The organism is Alkalibacterium sp. 20 (assembly GCF_001885615.1).
Classification (GTDB): domain Bacteria; phylum Bacillota; class Bacilli; order Lactobacillales; family Carnobacteriaceae_A; genus Alkalibacterium.
The window spans coordinates 27,954-45,709 of sequence record NZ_LSRN01000023.1; the positions used below are offsets into that span (position 1 = coordinate 27,954).

The 17,756-nt window shown below is 41.9% G+C and carries 14 protein-coding genes; 2 read left to right on the forward strand and 12 right to left on the reverse strand.

Going from position 1 to position 17,756, the window contains the following annotated elements; translation table 11 throughout:
• Positions 1–8: 8 nt before the first annotated feature.
• On the reverse strand, positions 9–2,666 hold the full coding sequence (locus AX762_RS04105; protein WP_071847893.1) for a cation-transporting P-type ATPase: 2,658 nt from the start codon (positions 2,664–2,666) through the stop codon (positions 9–11).
• A 566-nt stretch (positions 2,667–3,232) separates the two neighbouring features.
• Here AX762_RS04105 and AX762_RS04110 point away from each other — a divergent pair.
• Positions 3,233–4,438: an NAD(P)/FAD-dependent oxidoreductase gene (locus AX762_RS04110; RefSeq protein ID WP_071847894.1), complete on the forward strand. Its 1,206-nt coding sequence runs from the start codon at positions 3,233–3,235 to the stop codon at positions 4,436–4,438.
• Positions 4,439–4,677: 239 nt separating this feature from the next.
• On the opposite strand, the gene AX762_RS04115 is transcribed toward AX762_RS04110, so the two are convergent.
• Entirely contained in the window at positions 4,678–5,577 is a 900-nt protein-coding gene (locus AX762_RS04115) for an NmrA family NAD(P)-binding protein (protein WP_256244380.1), read from the reverse strand.
• A 248-nt stretch (positions 5,578–5,825) separates the two neighbouring features.
• Between AX762_RS04115 and AX762_RS04120 the strand changes: the two genes are divergently transcribed.
• Positions 5,826–6,557 carry a YjjG family noncanonical pyrimidine nucleotidase gene (locus AX762_RS04120; protein WP_071847895.1) on the forward strand — a complete coding sequence of 244 codons (732 nt, stop codon included), beginning with the start codon at positions 5,826–5,828 and terminating at the stop codon, positions 6,555–6,557.
• 131 nt (positions 6,558–6,688) lie between these two features.
• On the opposite strand, the gene AX762_RS04125 is transcribed toward AX762_RS04120, so the two are convergent.
• The 10 genes from AX762_RS04125 to AX762_RS04165 all read right to left on the reverse strand — a co-directional run bounded on the left by AX762_RS04125 (position 6,689) and on the right by AX762_RS04165 (position 17,393).
• Entirely contained in the window at positions 6,689–7,315 is a 627-nt protein-coding gene (locus AX762_RS04125) for an endonuclease III domain-containing protein (protein WP_071847896.1), read from the reverse strand.
• 276 nt (positions 7,316–7,591) lie between these two features.
• Entirely contained in the window at positions 7,592–8,707 is a 1,116-nt protein-coding gene (locus AX762_RS04130; protein WP_071847897.1) for a hypothetical protein, read from the reverse strand.
• A 411-nt stretch (positions 8,708–9,118) separates the two neighbouring features.
• Positions 9,119–10,075: a glutathione S-transferase family protein gene (locus tag AX762_RS04135; protein ID WP_071847898.1), complete on the reverse strand. Its 957-nt coding sequence runs from the start codon at positions 10,073–10,075 to the stop codon at positions 9,119–9,121.
• 29 nt (positions 10,076–10,104) lie between these two features.
• Entirely contained in the window at positions 10,105–10,485 is a 381-nt protein-coding gene (locus AX762_RS04140; RefSeq protein WP_071847899.1) for a VOC family protein, read from the reverse strand.
• A gap of 9 nt (positions 10,486–10,494) precedes the next feature.
• Positions 10,495–11,391, reverse strand: a complete 897-nt coding sequence (locus tag AX762_RS04145; RefSeq protein WP_071847900.1) for a DUF4349 domain-containing protein — start codon at positions 11,389–11,391, stop codon at positions 10,495–10,497.
• 256 nt (positions 11,392–11,647) lie between these two features.
• Positions 11,648–12,430 carry a MurR/RpiR family transcriptional regulator gene (locus AX762_RS04150; protein WP_218162459.1) on the reverse strand — a complete coding sequence of 261 codons (783 nt, stop codon included), beginning with the start codon at positions 12,428–12,430 and terminating at the stop codon, positions 11,648–11,650.
• Between the two features lie 87 nt (positions 12,431–12,517).
• Positions 12,518–13,846 (reverse strand): 6-phospho-alpha-glucosidase, encoded by a 1,329-nt coding sequence (locus tag AX762_RS04155; protein ID WP_071847901.1) that lies wholly within the window; start codon positions 13,844–13,846, stop codon positions 12,518–12,520.
• A 33-nt stretch (positions 13,847–13,879) separates the two neighbouring features.
• Positions 13,880–15,457, reverse strand: coding sequence for an alpha-glucoside-specific PTS transporter subunit IIBC (locus AX762_RS04160; protein ID WP_071847902.1), 1,578 nt, complete (start codon positions 15,455–15,457; stop codon positions 13,880–13,882).
• A gap of 37 nt (positions 15,458–15,494) precedes the next feature.
• A complete protein-coding gene (locus AX762_RS12725) occupies positions 15,495–15,638 on the reverse strand; it encodes a hypothetical protein (RefSeq protein ID WP_177244031.1) in 144 nt (47 codons plus the stop codon).
• A 72-nt stretch (positions 15,639–15,710) separates the two neighbouring features.
• Entirely contained in the window at positions 15,711–17,393 is a 1,683-nt protein-coding gene (locus AX762_RS04165; RefSeq protein ID WP_218162460.1) for a methyl-accepting chemotaxis protein, read from the reverse strand.
• Between the last annotated feature and the right edge of the window lie 363 nt (positions 17,394–17,756).

Below are 17,756 nucleotides of genomic sequence, written 5' to 3' on the forward strand. Positions count from 1 at the left end.
GTGGTCCATTATCTAATATTTCTTTTTAAAATTTTGTGTGTGATGAACTTTTCGATTTCTACTACTACAAACACACCGAACCCTATGATAACAGGGTAAATCCAATAGTTCAAATCGATTGGATAAAGTCCCAAGGCGTTATTCAAGAACGGAACATACGTGACCAAAAGTTGGAAAACGATTAATAAACCGGATACTATAAAAGCGGCTTTATTATCAAAAAATTGGCGATTCAGACTAAAATGACGCTCGTTTCTTACATTGAACAAATGGAATAATTGAGCAAAGACGAGGGAATGAAGCGTCACCGTATTTATAATTTCAACGTCATAATCCACCAACAGAAGCAGGTTGATCAACATGATGGATCCACTAATAAGCACGGAAACAAATATAATACGAAAGACATAGTAAGGACTCAACAGCCTTTGATTAGAATCACGCGGCGGTTTTGACATCGTGCCTTTCTCCAAGGGTTCAAAAGCCAAAGCCAAAGCGATAGTTACCGCGGTGATCATGTTGACATATAGGATCTGCACAGGTGTTAATGGCATTTCTACTCCTATTATCAACGCTGTCATAATCAGCAAAGCTTCTGCCCCGTTGGTCGGTAAAATGAAGAGGATGGTTTTCTTTAAGTTATCATAGACCCGTCGACCTTCTTTTATCGCATTGACAATGGTAGAAAAATCGTCATCTGCTAAAACAATTTCAGAGGCTTCTTTGGCCACCTCTGTTCCTTTGATACCCATAGCCACTCCGACGTCTGCTCGTTTCAGGGCGGGTGCATCATTTACACCATCACCCGTCATGGCGCTGATATGGCCGTTGCTTTGCAGTGCTTCGACCAGTTTCAGTTTGTTATGAGGGCTCGTTCGCGCAAAGACATCGACCTCTTCCACGATCTCCTGCAATTCTGCATCGGACATCTCTTCCAACTCGCGCCCTTCGAAGACTTTATCTCCGTCTGTGATCCCAAGTTGCTTGGCAATCGCCAGAGCTGTTTCCTTGTGATCTCCGGTAATCATTTTAACCTGGATACCCGCTTCTTTACAGACTTTGATGGCTTCAATGACATTCTCTCGAGGCGGATCGATAATACCTGTGAGTCCAAGTATCGTTATGCCTGATTGGATATCCTCATGGTCGATGTGTTCTTTGGTCTCAGAGACCTCTTTGATCGCCATCGCGAGCACACGTTCACCTTTTTTAGACCGTTTGTTCATCTGTTTTTCCCAATATAGAAGATCCTCTGACTCCAAACCGGCCATTTCAAACAAACGGTCCGGGGCGCCTTTAATATAAATTTTCTTCAATTTATTTTCTTCGACTAATCCTGCCATATATTTGTACTCTGAATCAAAAGGGATCTTGGATTTCATTTCAAGGGCACCGATAGAGACATTCGCTTTTTCGGCCAGGGTAATCAAGCAGCCTTCAGTCGGATCTCCTCTGATGACCCATCCGTCTTCTTTCTCATAAATATCCGACTCATTTACTGTTTTAGCTGCAGTCAGTAACTCTCTCAGGTCCATCTCTTCATCGACATCGATTTCTTCTTCCTGTTCGTTCACTATCTTGCCTTCCGGTGCGTAGCCTAATCCCGTTACAGAATAGCTATGCTCTCTGGTGATGACCGACTGCACCGTCATTTCATTTTTTGTAAGTGTCCCTGTCTTATCTGAACAAATAACCGTTACGGCTCCCAATGTTTCTACTGAAGGCAGTGTGCGCATGATTGCATTTTTATCTGCCATGGACTGCACACCTAAAGCCAGAATAATGGTCAAGATAGCGGGAAGTCCTTCAGGAATAGCGGCAACAGTCAGACTGATCACGGACAGCAGGAGTTCGCCCCATTCATAATCATGGACAATTAAGCCCACTGCAAATAATATGACGGCAAAAACAAGAATAACGACTGAGATCGTTTTCCCAAATCTATCCGTCTGCTGGAGCAAGGGTGTTTTTATTTCTTCAACTTCACCCATGGAACGGTTGATTTCACCTATTTCTGTCGTTTCTCCCGTTTCAACGACGATTCCTTTTGCCGTTCCTGAAGAGACAGAGGTTCCTGAAAACACCATATTGATTCGGTCGCCAAGCGGTGTATCTTCTTCCAACACATGAGTCTGTTTTTCAACAGAGGTGGATTCCCCTGTTAAGGGTGACTCTTCAACTTTTAGCTTATCCGTATCAAACAACCGGATGTCTGCAGGTACCTTGTCTCCAGGATTGAGTATCACGATATCTCCCGGGACGAGCTCCGTTGCATCCACTTCTCTCTTTTGTTCATTTCTGAGAACGACTGCCTCTAAAGATAACATTTTTTTGATACCTTCAAGTGCTTTTTCTGCTTTTCTTTCTTGAACATAACCAATAACGGCATTTATAATGGCAACAAGCAGGATAACAACGGTATCGGCATAATGACCCAAAATAAAAGTAACGACAGCCGCAAAGAGCAAGATATAAATCAGAACATCATTAAATTGTCTGAAGAATTTCACCCACACAGGCGTCTTCTTTTTTTTAGGTAATTTATTTAATCCGTATTCCTCTTGTCTTTTTTTTACTTCCTGATCATTTAATCCTGTTTGTGTATCTGTCTCTGTTTCTTTTTCTGTCTCTTCACTGCTTAAATGAAACCATTTAGTTTCAGCCATGACATCCCCTTCTTCACATATTTCATTATTTTTTTATACTTATTAAATAAAAGCTTCTTTATTAATCGTCAACATCACTTGAAATACAAAAACCTTAATTTTTGCAGGATTTTCTTAATTATAGAATAACATAATACAATACGCTATATCTCGTTCAGAAACTTATCCCACTGAACCTTAACTCAAAAGATTCGTGAGGAATGATTCAGACCGAAATAGATGAAGTGAATCCGAATACAGTTGCTTCCGTTATTGACCATATGGATATGCCAGAAAGAGAATTTCCCTGTATTTCAATCAGAATAATCTTTTGGTACTTTTATATTCTTCCGGCACTCCCGCTCACATACTGCTTTAATTTTTTTATTTACACTACTGCCTGCCCAATAGCTTATAATTGAGTTTTTCCTATTAGAATAGTACCCTTTTAAGCAACAAGACTTTAAAGGCAGAGTGTTAAAATCCATACGTTAATCGGAAGGAGAGATTCGATGGATCAAGGTTTCAAAGACAAAGGTGCAACCCTTCAACCGACTTATTCATTATGATAAAGGAGAGATTCATTCATGCATAAATCCAATGAAACATATTATGATTACTTGTTTATCGGTGGCGGAATTGCTGCCGCTTATGCTGCAAAAAGTATACGCAAGTCAGACAACAAAGGTTCCATCGGCATTCTTTCTTCGGATCAGGATGGACCCTACGCCCGTCCGGCCTTATCGAAGAGACTGTGGACAGATGATGACTATTCCGTTGAAGACGTTCCTTTCAACACAGCTGAAGAAACAGATTCAGACATCATGCTTGAAACAGTCGTGACTTCGATCGACAGACAAAACAAAACGGTCACGACACACGACGGAACAACACTTTCTTACGGCAAACTGCTTCTAGCGACTGGCAGCGAACCGCGGACCTTGAAAGGCCCGGAAGACGATCACGTGATAGCCTTTCGCACATTCGAAGACTACCGTAAATTGAGAGAATTCTCCGGAAAAGACCAGCATGTCATCGTCGTCGGCGGAGGTTATATCGGAACAGAACTCGCCGCGAATCTGAAACTGAACAACACCCAGGTGACGCTTATCTATCCGCAAAAGGTCTTAAACGATAATCGCTTCCCGCTTGAGCTGGCTAAAGAGTATGAGGAACGCTACCGACAAGCTGGCGTCACTTTAAAGAATACTTCACGCGCTGCGTCTTACAGTAAAAATGGCGATAAACTCGTTCTCAAGCTGGAAAATGGCGAAACCGTTGAAGGAGATACACTGGTTCTCGGTTTAGGTGCCAAACCGCGACTTACGCTTGCCAAAGATGCCGGACTTGAAGTGGACAACGGGGTTATTGTCGATGACTATTTCCGTACGTCCGATCCAGACATCTATGCCGCTGGAGATATTTCATCATATCCTGATCCGATCTTTGGACGAAAACGCATTGAACACGTTGACCATGCACGAAAATCCGGGACAGCTGTCGGGAAAATCATGGCCGGTTCCGATAAACCGTATGACTATACCCCTTACTTCTATTCAGACGTTTTTGATATATCCTGGATGGCATACGGCGCACTTGATTCAAGACTCCAACTCCTCATAGATCATGTAGATGATGGAACAGTTGTTTATTATCTGAAAGAAGACAAACCTGTCGGTATCTTGCTTTGGAATATCAATCCAAGGTTAGGCAAAGTCAAAGAAGTTTTAAAAAATCCACCGTCCCATTCAGATGATTTACATGGACTTATCCGCGACCGAAATAGTGACTAACACAATCAAAGCTAAAGAAAGAAGCCTCGGGCTTCTTTCTTTTTTGTTTTATTGATTTCAGTTTTTTATGCCCTTCATTTCAGTTCCGATCTCAGGATAAACACGTATTCCTTAACTTCCCAATTCAGATATAATTGGGAAGTTTTTTTTGAGTGATCAATAGAATCCAAGTATCGTATTTACAAACAAACAGGATGGAATTCTCATTCCATCCTGTTTGTTCGATTCCAATGGTTACTTTAGTCCGTTGGATAGTGACGTTTAAGATAACTGGAAAGTGATTCTGCTTCCCGTCCCGTGATCTTACGGAAATCCTCCGTAACGATAGCCAGCAGGCCCCGGTTGGCTGCTTCGTACATGGAAGCTAATAGAGCGCCAAACCCCTTCGGTTCATCGTAAGTCAGAGCAAATGCCTCTAGAGACATCGGGGAAAAGCCGATTTTTTCGCCAGAAACGTCGCTGAGTGTGTCTGCCAGTTCCGTCATCGTGTAAGAACGTTTCTGCGTCAGTGTATACGTCTGATCCTGAAGGGAAGCGTCAGCTGCCACAGCCAAGATTGCTTTGGCACTATCCGCTCGGGAGATGAAACTGATCTTCTCATGCGGCACTGGGTAGACGACATTGCCACCTTCAATGAGTTCCGGAAGATAACTGATCAACGGATCTACATACATCGCATTTTTCATGATCGTATAAGAAAGAGACGAACAGGCCAAGCGTCTGCTCGCATAGCCGTAAAAAGGACTCATTTGGAATGGATTATTTTCCTGGTCTGCATAGAAACTCACAAATATGAGGTGTTTCACCTTGGCTTCCTCGGCGGCCAGAACGACGTTTTCAATCTCCGGCAGCCGTTCATAGCTCGGATGGACGATGCTGGGGATGTATACCAGCACATCCGTATCCTGCCAGGCTTGAACAAGTTCTGCCTTGTTTCGGTAATCGGCTTTTTTCACTTCTACTCCCATCTCTTTATACTTCACGGCTTTCTTGATATCGCGAATAGATATTCGCAGTTCTTCAATAGGTAGTTTTTTTATGGCGACCTGCATCACTTCAGTACCTAGTTGTCCCGTCGCTCCAGTAATCGTATAGCGCATGACCGTCTCCTCTCTTACGGCTTTATTTTTTTCATACATCCTTCTCTTCACTTGAAACCACTTACAGTATAAGACAAAAGTAGTTTATTGGACAGAAATACGATGGTAAAGAGCATCCCTTTTCAAATGAAAATTCACACAAAACAAGCATTTGTTTAAGCGATATCTATTCAAAGAAAGACGAAAGTATTTGTAATTAAGCCGGTACATGGATAAAATAGATTTATTGGGTAAAAAAGAAAGATACATGAAAACAAACAATTCAGCAAAAGAGGAAGGAATCGAGCATGAGATATAAGAAAATAATTTTCGATTTGGATAACACGGTACTGGACTTCCGTGATACAGAAGAAAAAGCCCTGAAAAAGGTCATTGATGCCTACAACCTTCCTTATACTGAAAAAACAATAGCACTGTATAAGGAAATCAACCACGGTTTATGGCAAAAGTTGGAACAGGGCATCATTTCCCGGGAAACACTTTTTTCCAGTCGCTTTGCACTCTTCCTGGAAGGGTTCGGATTAAGTGTAGACGGACAAACGGTCGAAGAGCTTTACCGTCAAAATCTTGGGCAAGGGTACAAAAAGATGGACCATGCACATGAACTGTTGACGGCCTTGAAAAAAAACGGGTATCATATATACGCCGGAACAAATGGTGTGGCAAAGACACAATGGCAGAGGCTCGCAGGCGCTGATCTGACCCACTTTTTTGAAGAGGTCTTTATTTCTGAAGAAATAGGAGTAGAAAAACCCGATCCGCAATTCTTCACCCACATTTTCGATACTTTAAAGACGGACAATAAGGCTGAATTCCTTATGGTCGGCGACAGCCTCACCTCTGATATCCAGGGAGCCAACAATGCCGGGATCGACAGTGTGTGGTACAACTTTTCAGAAAAACCAGTCGAACCCGAAACGATTGAGAGTACCTTCAGCATCAGTAACCTGCTGGAATTGCTGACTCTTTTCGGCATCGAAAGAGAGGAAGGCGCCCTGCATTTCGACCAGGTTGACTGAAACAAGCTACATGAGTAGATGCTCGTCTCGAGACGAGCATCTTTCTTTACATAGATAGAAAGATAAAAAACTTCCATGATTTCATGGAAGTTTTTCATTCTATATTCAATTAAGTTATCCTTACCTGCGAATCAGGGGAGTAGCCAGGTTTCATCCACGTTTTTATTTTTACGAAACACTTTTCCATGTTCATCAATGGCCGCATGCCATTCTTTACATAACTCGACCGGGACGAGTTCAGTCAAGTGGTTGAACTCTCGGCGCATGTGACCTAAGTTTTTGAACTCACCAAAGCCAAGACGCTTGAACAGCCGGATCGCGTACTGGTCCCCAATAAACACATTACGGTTAAAAATGTAGAGCAGCATCGCATCCGCCGTTTCCGGACCGACACCTTTGATACTCAGCAATTCTTTGCGCAACGTCTCATCAGAATACGACTCAAACTTTTCAAACTCTTCTCCATGGCTGACAAACCACGTCATGAGTACTTTGATATAGGCACTTTTCTGCTTGTAGAATCCCGCCGGTCGGATCAGCAACTGCAGCTTTTCGTCTTCCATCTTATGCAACTGGTCCACTGTTAAATAGGGATCAAGGTTCTTCAACACTTTTTCGACATTCTCTTGTGTCGTTTGCTGGATCAGGATCATCGATACCCAATCTTTGATGCGGTTCTCATCCGACCACCAATTCTGGATCCCGTAATGGGCAACGAGTTTGTTCAACACTTTCACTTTTTCTCTATCTGTACTCACTTTAAATATCAATCCTTTAAATTTTACGTCTCTACAGTTTACACTATTTTGAGAAAAATAAAAATCGGGAGGCTTTTTTTCTTTGAGTAGTATTTCTAATTCACCAATGCCCGAATCAGAATAATTATACCAGACGGTAGTTAAATCATACTGCGGGAGTAAGCAACGGCTCTCATTCTCTTAACACATGTAATCAAAAAAAGAGCCCCTGAGTTAGCCAGACCGACCAACTCAGGGAGCTCTATTCTTTTATTTAATCACATTTTTTACTTTTAATTAAAATCTTCCAAGAATAATGTCATCTTCATCTAAAATACCCGCATCTATTAAGGCTCTTTGATAAGAAGTTGCTTCTCTGGACATCCTGACCGTTGCACCAGATATTGTATCAACAGAATTTTGGACTGTAGTTGTTGCTCCAGTCTCTACATCTACGCCAAACTGGTTTTCATCATTGACAGACTCTTCATAATCAGACCAGTCAATAAGAGACGTTAGCTCTGTCGCGTTTTGCCCGATCAAGTTTTCTTCAATCGCACGGTAGTTTCCGTTCCATCCACCCTTGCCAAAGTAACTATATACAGCTCCCATAGGTTGAGGTGTTTCGCCATCAAATTCTACACCTAATGCTTCCATATATTCTTTGACCGTTGAATCGTTATCTACACCTTCCAGCACGCCCGTACTATTGACAACATGAGACCATGGATCTTCTGTGTTGAAGATCGTTCTTAATTCAAGTCTCTCCCATTCGTTCGGACCTGACCCTGAAGTACGGGTAGTCGGTTTATTAAATTCAGAATTGACTGTCAATTCACTCATTGGCGTTTCGTAATCGAAGTCAGCCGGCAGCTTGGATTCAAACTGATATCTGGTGATCGGATCGACGATTGCATGAGCAACAGTGTTATCTTCGCTTACACCAACAGCATAAAAACTCATCATGTCCGCAGTGTAAATAGTAAACATGGAATCTCCCGCTTCGTAGTCTTCTCCTGGAACAGCACTAGTTGGATCGATATCGTAATTGATATCAACATAGGCATTACCGCTTTGACGCAGCGTCCAGAAATCATCAACAGTTTTAAAGAAGTTCATTTTCGCATCAACGATTGTTCCATCTTCATCAAGTTCCAGAATGGTCTCAATATATTGATCTGCTTCTTCATATGGCACACCATCTGTTTCCCCACTCCAATAACGTCCAACAAAAGTCCCCGTGTATGATTGTTCTGTGTCGTTTTCGTCATTCACGTCATTTGTATCAGTTTCTTCGGAACTTAATGCATCTTCACTCTCATCATTTTGAGAATCGTCCGTCTCGTTACAACCGCCTAACAAAGATATCGTTAATAACTGAGCAAAAGCCAGCATTATTATACGTTTTTTCATTATTTATTTCCTCTCCCTCACATCGATTTTTCATAGTACTTTTCATGTTGCTTATCTAACTTAAAATGAAATAATAACTCAATACTTGTTTAGTTTATTATATTTTTCACAAAAAAGGAATGGGTCTTTCGTCCTCAATAAAGGACATTTGTCCCTTGTATGAAATTGCAAAAACAGAAAGCAGTCATCTTTTGAATCCTTAATCCTTTAAGGATAGAGGATAATATACCTCTTAATCAGCAGTCGTCATCCCTCTCAATATACAAACTGACATTTATTTAGTTGTTGTTTTTCTCACAATATATTTAAATCAATTATCCGGACATTTTTTTCTAATGAGACAGTGTCTTAATAGTATTTATCAGGTAGTTCAACAGAAATAGCCTTCCATATACTGGAAGGCTATCTTATTTAGATGTTGAAATCCAATTTTGGTCCCACAGGTACGATACCGGTCGGGTTGATGGTTTTGTGACTGCGGTAGTAATGTTCTTTGATGTGGCGGAAGTTGATGGTGTCAGAAACACCAGGCCAACTGTATAATTCTTTCGTGTAACGCCACAGATTTGGATAATCGCTGATGCGCTTGATATTGCATTTGAAATGTCCGTGATAGACGCTGTCAAAGCGGATCAAGGTTGTAAACAGGCGCCAGTCGGCTTCGGTAATAGTGTGTCCAACGAGATAAGGGTGTTTTCCTAAACGCTCTTCCACTTCATCCAGGGCTTCAAAGAGTTTTTTCACTTCTTCTTCGTAAACTGCTTGCTTGGTCGCAAAGCCGGCTTTGTAGACGCCATTATTAATGGCATTGTAGACTAAGTCGTTGATCTCATCGATATCCGCTCTAAATTCTTCCGGATAATAGTCACCTTTTATGGCCCCAACATCATCGAATGCACTATTTAACATGCGCATGATCTCAGACGATTCATTGTTGACGATTTTATGCTGTTTTAAATCATATAAAACCGGAACTGTGACACGGCCGCTGTAGGCGGGGTCCACACGTGTATACACTTCATACAAGTAATCCACATTGCTCACCGAATCCGGGACAACGCCCTCATCCTTTTCAAAAGTCCACCCGTGTTGCGCCATCAAAGGATTCACCACCGAAACAGAAATCATGTCTGCCAAACCTTTTAACTCGCGCATGATCATCGTACGGTTAGCCCATGGACACGCATTCGAAATATATAGGTGATAGCGTCCCGGTTCAGCTTTAAATCCGCCTTCACCTGTCGGACCGGCACTCCCATCCTTGGTTACCCAATTTCTGAACTGCGATTCTTCTCGGATAAACCGTCCGTCATTTTTTTCCGTGTCATACCATTGGTCATACCATTTACCGTCTACTAATAATCCCATAGCTGTCTCCTAGTTTTATTTATTTTTTCTTAATCCGTTGTCAGTTCAATCAAATTGCCTTCAGGATCTTTGATCACCGCTTCATAATAACCGTCTCCGGTCTTACGCGGTCCGTTTATTAAAGCATACCCGTCTTCTTTCAACTTATCCACAAGGTTATCCACATCTTCCTTATCCCCAACACCCACAGCCAGGTGTGCATAACCGTAACTTTCTATATTCGGTTTGTTTATATCTTCTCTGTGCATAAGTTCCAGCCGACTGCCTGAATCAAAGGTCAGAAAGTATGAATGAAAGCCTTTCTTCGGGTTGTGGTAAAGCGCACCGCTCTTGGCAGAAAAATAGGTCTCGTAAAACTCTCTCATTCTTTCCAGATCAATGGTCCATAAACCAATGTGTTCGATTTTCACGCTTATTCACTACTTTCTTTTTTCCACTGTTTTTTTCCTGATATAGAAAACAAGTCCGATGATCGCTCCTATAATCAAGATAAACGGTACAGCATAGATAAACCAAATAAATGCGTCTTGTATGAAATAATAAAAGGCATAGAAGGAATCAACCAGGGCTTCTCGAATACGTTCAAGGAAAGATAAGCCTTCTCCTCGTGTGTTGGCTATGCGTGGACGTTCAGTGACGCTCAAATGCACTTCCGTATAATCGATCAAATCATCGAATGTTTCCAGTTGTGATTGAAGGGATTCGCGTTCCGCAATAGTATCACTCAAGCTGTTTTCGATCTGCAGGATAGCCTCGATCGTGTCAGCCTGTTCGAGCAATTCAATCAAGCGGGCTTCCTTGTTCTCCAGTACCCGGATGCGGGACTCCGTATCCCGGTAGGATTGCGTGACATCTTCTGAACCAACGTTTTCACTTAATTTATAGACATCCATGCCGTCTAAATCATCGAGAAAATCATCCAGTGAAGACGTAGGGATCCTAAAAAGATAGTCTACACGTCGATACTGACGAGACTGATCCTGAGGTGAAATGCCCGTCTGTGAATAACTCGACTCATTTGAATATTCAATGTAGCCATCATAAGAGCTCACTGTATCCAGAACAAACGAAGTCGTTGTCTGGAAATCCAGTGTCTCATACTCGAGTTGAACTCGGCGGATCACTTTTTCACCGATCAGTTGTTGCCCCTGACCCACGGTGACTTCTCCGTCTCCAAAATCTTCTTCAACCACGAATTCTTCGATATATCCCGCCCCGGAATCCGATTCGGTCGATTCAGACATGTCATCGCCACTTGAACAACCTGTTAACACTAAAAAGAAAAGAACTAAAAAACCAATGCCTCTTTTTATCATCACTTTTCACTCCCACCTTTAGCTTATGTCTATTCTGTTACTACTATTATATATGAAAGCGATATACATTAGCTAATTGGAACTCGCCAATAAGAAAAAGACTTTCTAACACATCAGCGTCAAAAAGTCTCTGTCATTGAGCTTAGTCATTGAAATCAGGATTTCTATGCCTGTCTGTCATGATAATTCGCCTATCAGAAAAACCATATTTTTTTGAAGTTAAAAAAATAGCTAACAGCTTAATCTTGTAATATACTTATCCTACTTTTTCTTTGTCATTTTGATACGTCAGATAGCCTCGGACCAGGTGATCAACAATGAGCTGCAGTCCGATGAATGATTTTTGCTCAACATTAAATGCATACCCAAAATCAGTAGATTGAAAATATAATTGCTGTGTCGTTAGTTTTGCCAAATGATTATTTTTAAAGCTGGTTATGGATATGGTCGATGTCCCATTGTAGTGAATGGCTTTTAAATCTGTTATGATCTCTTCGATATCTCCACTCAGGGAGGTGAAAATTACTAAATCAGCTGGTTGCATATGACTGATCGAAACCTGAAGTTCTTTTTTGGATGGGATGAGAAAGACGCGTTTGTTCATTGATATCAGATATCTTTTCAATTCTTGAAGAGCATTCTGCTGTCCCCAACCTGTCCCGTAAGCATAAATGGTGTCTGCTTTATCAATAAGCGCATAAATAGACTTTTTGTCAATTTTCTTGAACAAATTCATCGTTGTCTGAATATCGGACATACTCAATTCAAACACGTCACTACTCACGATCTGCTGGCCTGATTCTTCCTTTAGATAGTATTTGAATTCACTATACCCGGAAAAACCCAACTTCTTGGTCAGACGCAGAATAGACGACTTGGACATATTGCAGACCTTGCTCAGGGCAATAATTGTCATATCTGTAACTTCATCTGTATGCTTTTGTATATAATTCAAAATATAATAATCATTTTCAGATAATTTATCCCCATGTTTGTTGATCAATTCATGCAGCACAATATCCCTACTCTCTTCTTCCATTTATCTTATCATATTAGTCGCTCGTCCTCACGTGAAAAAAACTGTCCATTCAATAATGAATGGACAGTTTTTTATTAGTTTAATGCTTTATTCCATTTCAGGCCAGTATGTTTTGTTCGCTTCAATCAAATCCTCCATCAATTCTTTGGCTACGCGCCCGTTAGGCACCGTGCGTGACAAGGTGAGTGCCTGCCATAATTTCTGGCGTGAACCTTCTTCCCAAGCTTCAACCACAAGTTTCTCAACAGCTACTTGCTGTTCCATCAGACCTTTTTGGAAACGTGGGATTTCTCCTTGAGTGATCGGTTCAGGACCATTAGAGCCAACAATACACGGCACCTCTACCATCGCCGTTTCATCAAAGTTAGCGATTGCTCCTTTATTTTCAACGATCAGCAGCATACGTTCGCCGGTATTATAGGCAATCGCCCTCGCTAAATCAACGATATAAGAAGCATGTTCATCTATCTCAAGCGTCGAACCTTCCGTAGACTGATTGGCAGCTATTTTCTTGCATTCCCCAAACACATGCTTTTCCCTGCCGTCCATTACTTCATTTGCACGGGTGTACTCAGGATCAGCCTTTTTCACTTCGTCTTGAGGGTAGAAATAATATTTCAAATATGTGTTAGGTAAAGTATCCGGATCCAGCGCATAGACATCTTTCACCTTTTTGAACGTATCGCGCCAGCTGTCGTCCACGTGCTGACCTGCTTCATCGAAATTCACTGAATAGCCATGTTCTTTTACATGCGCCTTCAGTTCAGGCATCAAATCATTGCCTTCCTTATCAAGGATAGATGTCCACCAGCCGAAATGATTCAGACCATAATACCTTACTGTTAATTCTTTACGACTTTTCAAGCCTAAAATTTTCACCATCAGATTTTCAATTGAAATAGGCATATCACAAATATTTAAAACTTTTGCTGTCGGACGCAGTTTACGTGTGGCTTCTGCGACGATGGCAGCTGGATTAGAGTAATTCAGCATCCATGCATCCGGAGAATATTTCTCCATATAATCGACTATTTCCAGCACCCCTCCTATCGATCTCATGCCGTAAGATATCCCCCCCGGTCCACAGGTCTCTTGACCGACGACATTATATTTCAAAGGGATTTTCTCATCCATTTCGCGCATCTTGTATTTTCCTACACGAATGTGAGCCATGACAAAATCGACATCTGTGAACGCCTCTTCTGGATCCGTTGTTTTAACAAATGCGATCTCCGGTGCTTTTTCTTTCATGATGATCTCACACGCATCTGCGACAATGTCCTGTCTTTCTTTGTCATTGTCGTAAAATTTGATTTGTCTAATCGGTAACCGATCCAAATTTTCAAGGAGCATCAGTACGATTCCTGGTGTAAACGTGCTGCCTCCACCTGCTATAACGATTGAATGTTTTTTCATCAATTCCATCTCCTTAATCTCTATTGAATTACTTTATTTTCCAATTTGAATTTCTACAGCTTCTCTCACTTGTGGTACAGAAAGACCCACGATGACTTGGAAGGCATTTTTACTTCTGACTATGCCCATCGCGCCTCCGGCATTGAAAGCCGAATCATCTTTTACTTTGGCCGCATCTATCACTTTGACCCGCAGACGCGTAGCGCAATTATTAACAGTATCAATATTATCTGCTCCGCCTAAAGCATCGATGAAGGCGAGTGCTTGATCTGCATACCTGTCTGTGGCTGTTTTTTTCTTGCCGTTAGCCTGTTTCTCGCGATAGTCCGCTTTACCGTATAATTTAGCACCATCAACCTCTGAACGCCCAGGTGTCATATAGTCGAACTTCACTATCAGATAGCGGAACACTATAAAATAAATCCCTGTAAAAATAATCCCTATGATGATTTGTGTAATATACGTCCCGGCATGATTACTGAATAACGGGATCCAGTTCTTGGATGCTATTTCAATTAGTCCGCCGCCCATGTCACCGACGACGCCAAATGAATACATGACCGTTGACATTGTTGCGGCCAGTAACGCATGTACCAGGAACAGAACAGGTGCCACGAATAAGAAGGTGAATTCCAGTGGTTCCGTGATCCCGGCTAAAACAGCTGTCAATGTTGCAGGTATAACTAAAGCAGCCACTTTCTTACGGTTTTCCTTTTTAGCTGTAAAGTAAAATGCCAGTGCGATCCCCGGTGCCGCAAAGAGTTTTGAATTCCCATGTAAAGCGAAACCACCTTGAGGGAACACGTCGATCAATGAAGCTTCGGTACTCGCCAGAAGAGGTATGTTTTCTATAAAGGAAGTGACGATACCACCTTCAACAATGGCCGGTCCGAATAAAAACGGTGTGTAAATAAAATGGTGCAGGCCGGTCGGGATCAGAATACGTTCTAAAAACGTATAAAGCCAGACGCCAAATGTTCCGGAATTTATCATCAGAACTTGAGTTGACTCGATGCCAGTCTGAACTGCTGGCCATACGCTGGCTGTCAGCAAACTGAGCGGTATCATCGCAAAGAATCCAACAATAACAACAAAGGATGACCCTTGAAAAATACCTAGCCACTCTGGCAGTTTCTTATCAAAATAACGATTGTGTAAAAAGACGACAACACTTGCGATCGCTATTGCACCGAGTATCCCCGTATCGAGCGTCTTGATACCTGCAATCATCTTCAGGCCACTCGTGCCGCCTACTTCCTGAGCAAAATCGACACCGAATGTAGATCCAAATAACTCCAATATGCTTGAAAGGAAATAATTGAATGTCAGGTAAATGACGACTGATTCCATCACAGCCCGTGCGTTAGCTTTCTTAGCCAGTCCTAAAGCTATCCCGATGACAAACAATATTTCCATCTGTCTAAATACTGTCCATGCTCCGTTCTCAATAATCGTCCAGAATGCATGCCATAATGTGCCTTCCGCCGCAATACTTCCGACGATGGCAGTGTTGTTGAACATCAATGCAAAGGCTACCATTATTCCTGAAAAAGCAAAGAGTAAAACAGGCGTAAACATCGCGCCACCGAATCGCTGTAATTTTTCCTTCATGTGTTTTTCCCACTTTCTTTTTTGTTTGTAGTTTCATTTAAACATTGATTCCCTCTCCTAACAATACTTTGAGACCTTTCAGGAAAGAAAGCGCATACAAAGGAACTTTTCCCATTTGACGGGATATTTCCCACCCCGCTTGAAAGGTTGTTATCCCGGTCGCAAACAGTCTTTTTTTCATAAAAAAAACGTCACACTGGCTGTCTTATACAGCAGGATGTGACGTTTTGATACATGACTTTTTGAAGCTGGCTTACAATTTAAATCGCTCCACCAGCTGGTTCAGTTCTTCGGCAATTTTAGCAAGTTCTTCTGAGCTGGCTGAAACTTCCTGCATCGTACTCGTTGTTTGTTGAGCAGAGGCCGATGTTTGTTCGATTCCGGCTGCAGATTCTTCAGAAACACTGGCAATTTCTTCCACACTGGTATTCATTTCAATCGTCTGTGTTTTGTTCACTTTCAACTTATCAGAGATTTCTTTGATTGCAAGTCCCATCGACTGAACGGATGACGAGATCTTGTTGAAGGTCTCGCCCGTATTTTCAATCTGGGTTGTTCCTTTGGCAACCTGTTCATACCCATTTTCAAGGTTCATAGCTACAGTGGACGACTCTTTCTGGATACTGTTGACGATATTGGTGATATCAACGACCGAGTGAGACACTTGTTCAGATAGCTTCCTTACTTCTTCCGCTACGACTGCGAAGCCTTTACCCTGTTCACCAGCACGTGCGGCTTCGATTGCTGCATTCAGGGCAAGCAGATTTGTCTGCTCAGCAATTCCTTCAATCACAGAAACCAATTTAGAAACTTTAGCTGATTTATTGTCCAGCTCTTTGACACCTTCAACAGAATGTTTGACGAGCTTATCGATCATCTGCATCTGGGATACCGAGTCATCCATCAGTCCCCTACCTTTTTCAGTCAGGTCCTTTACATCATTCGACGTTTTGTAAATACGGTCACTTTGGTCCGCGGATGCTTCGATGGTCTGGACAAAATGGTTCATGTTTTCGGACAAGTCACTGGTATAATTGGCCTGCGACTCCGAACCGGAAGCCAGCTCCTGCATCGTAATGGCGATCTGTTCAGCTCCCTGACCGACTTCATGCGTTGACTGAGTCAGTTCTTCACTTGAACTCAATACCTGGTTAGTGGCTTGAGAGACGGCTGTGATGATGTGTCTCAATTCAGTCTGCATCGCGTTGCTTGCCTTGATTAATGTCCCGATTTCATCTTTACGCTTGGTCGGCTGGGTCTTCACCGTCAGATTCCCCTTGGCGATTTCATTTAAGTTGTGGGCGATTTCTTTCAATGGTTTCCCGATCATTCGTCCCATCATGATTCCGATAAATACAGCCAGTGCAGTGGCCAGAAGACTGATTATTATGATCACGTTTCTCAAAGTAGTAAAGGTTTGTACACTTTGATTCTGTGTCTCATTAGACAAAGTATCAGTCAATTCCAGAAGGTTCGTCAGATACATATTGGCTGCGCCGTAGTATGCCCCTCCACTGCGGACCCCGTCCATTGTGGCTGGATAGTCTCCTTCAGACAGACTTTCTGCGGTTTCTTTAATCGACAGAGAAAAGTCATCCCAGCTGTTTAATAAATCATTATAGATAACTTCTTCTTCCTCTTGTAATGCTCTAGACCCATACTCGGCCAGTAAACTATCGACTTGTTCAAGATTTTCGAGCGCACTTTCTCCTCTTATAGGCGTATTATTAACTACTCCAGAAAAGATATGCACACGCGTATTCTCCATCAACTGTGAAACTTCAGATAAGATGATCGTCGGCTGCAGACGATCTGTATACAACTCTTCTGAGTTCTCATAAACAGTCCGAAGTCCAAAAACCGACATAACTCCGAGTATAATAACGAGTAAAGCTATGACCAAGTATGAAACGAGTAATTTCATTGTGATTTTCAATTTTTCTTCCCCCAATAGTAATACCAACTGTGACTCTTCACTTTGATAAAAAGAGTCGTACTAATCTATTATCGGAAGTAACTTAGAGAAATTAACCTCTATGAGGGAATTTTTATCTTGTAAGCCTTTTAATATGAAGACCACTTTTTCAAACAAAATGGAAAGCCTTTGACCCGGGGAGTCGAAGGCTTTCCTTTTTGAAAGATATTTTTGAATTAAACTGACCACTGACTGGCTTTTACAGTTTGAGTGACCCCTTGAGAAAAAGTTAGTGACCACTCGACAAAGTCAGGTGTCAGAGCTGGCACTTAGGTTGACTGTAAGTGACCAGTCAGGATCCAATAGATGCCGAGTTGTCACTTG

Bases quoted from the DNA above. Each gene is read 5' to 3' on its own strand.
- AX762_RS04105 (WP_071847893.1), bottom strand. From the start codon at position 2,666: ATGGCTGAAACTAAATGGTTTCATTTAAGCAGTGAAGAGACAGAAAAA.
- AX762_RS04110 (WP_071847894.1), top strand. From the start codon at position 3,233: ATGCATAAATCCAATGAAACATATTATGATTACTTGTTTATCGGTGGC.
- AX762_RS04115 (WP_256244380.1), bottom strand. From the start codon at position 5,577: ATGTATGAAAAAAATAAAGCCGTAAGAGAGGAGACGGTCATGCGCTAT.
- AX762_RS04120 (WP_071847895.1), top strand. From the start codon at position 5,826: ATGAGATATAAGAAAATAATTTTCGATTTGGATAACACGGTACTGGAC.
- AX762_RS04130 (WP_071847897.1), bottom strand. From the start codon at position 8,707: ATGAAAAAACGTATAATAATGCTGGCTTTTGCTCAGTTATTAACGATA.
- AX762_RS04135 (WP_071847898.1), bottom strand. From the start codon at position 10,075: ATGGGATTATTAGTAGACGGTAAATGGTATGACCAATGGTATGACACG.
- AX762_RS04145 (WP_071847900.1), bottom strand. From the start codon at position 11,391: ATGATAAAAAGAGGCATTGGTTTTTTAGTTCTTTTCTTTTTAGTGTTA.
- AX762_RS04150 (WP_218162459.1), bottom strand. From the start codon at position 12,430: ATGGAAGAAGAGAGTAGGGATATTGTGCTGCATGAATTGATCAACAAA.
- AX762_RS04155 (WP_071847901.1), bottom strand. From the start codon at position 13,846: ATGAAAAAACATTCAATCGTTATAGCAGGTGGAGGCAGCACGTTTACA.
- AX762_RS04160 (WP_071847902.1), bottom strand. From the start codon at position 15,457: ATGAAGGAAAAATTACAGCGATTCGGTGGCGCGATGTTTACGCCTGTT.
- AX762_RS12725 (WP_177244031.1), bottom strand. From the start codon at position 15,638: ATGAAAAAAAGACTGTTTGCGACCGGGATAACAACCTTTCAAGCGGGG.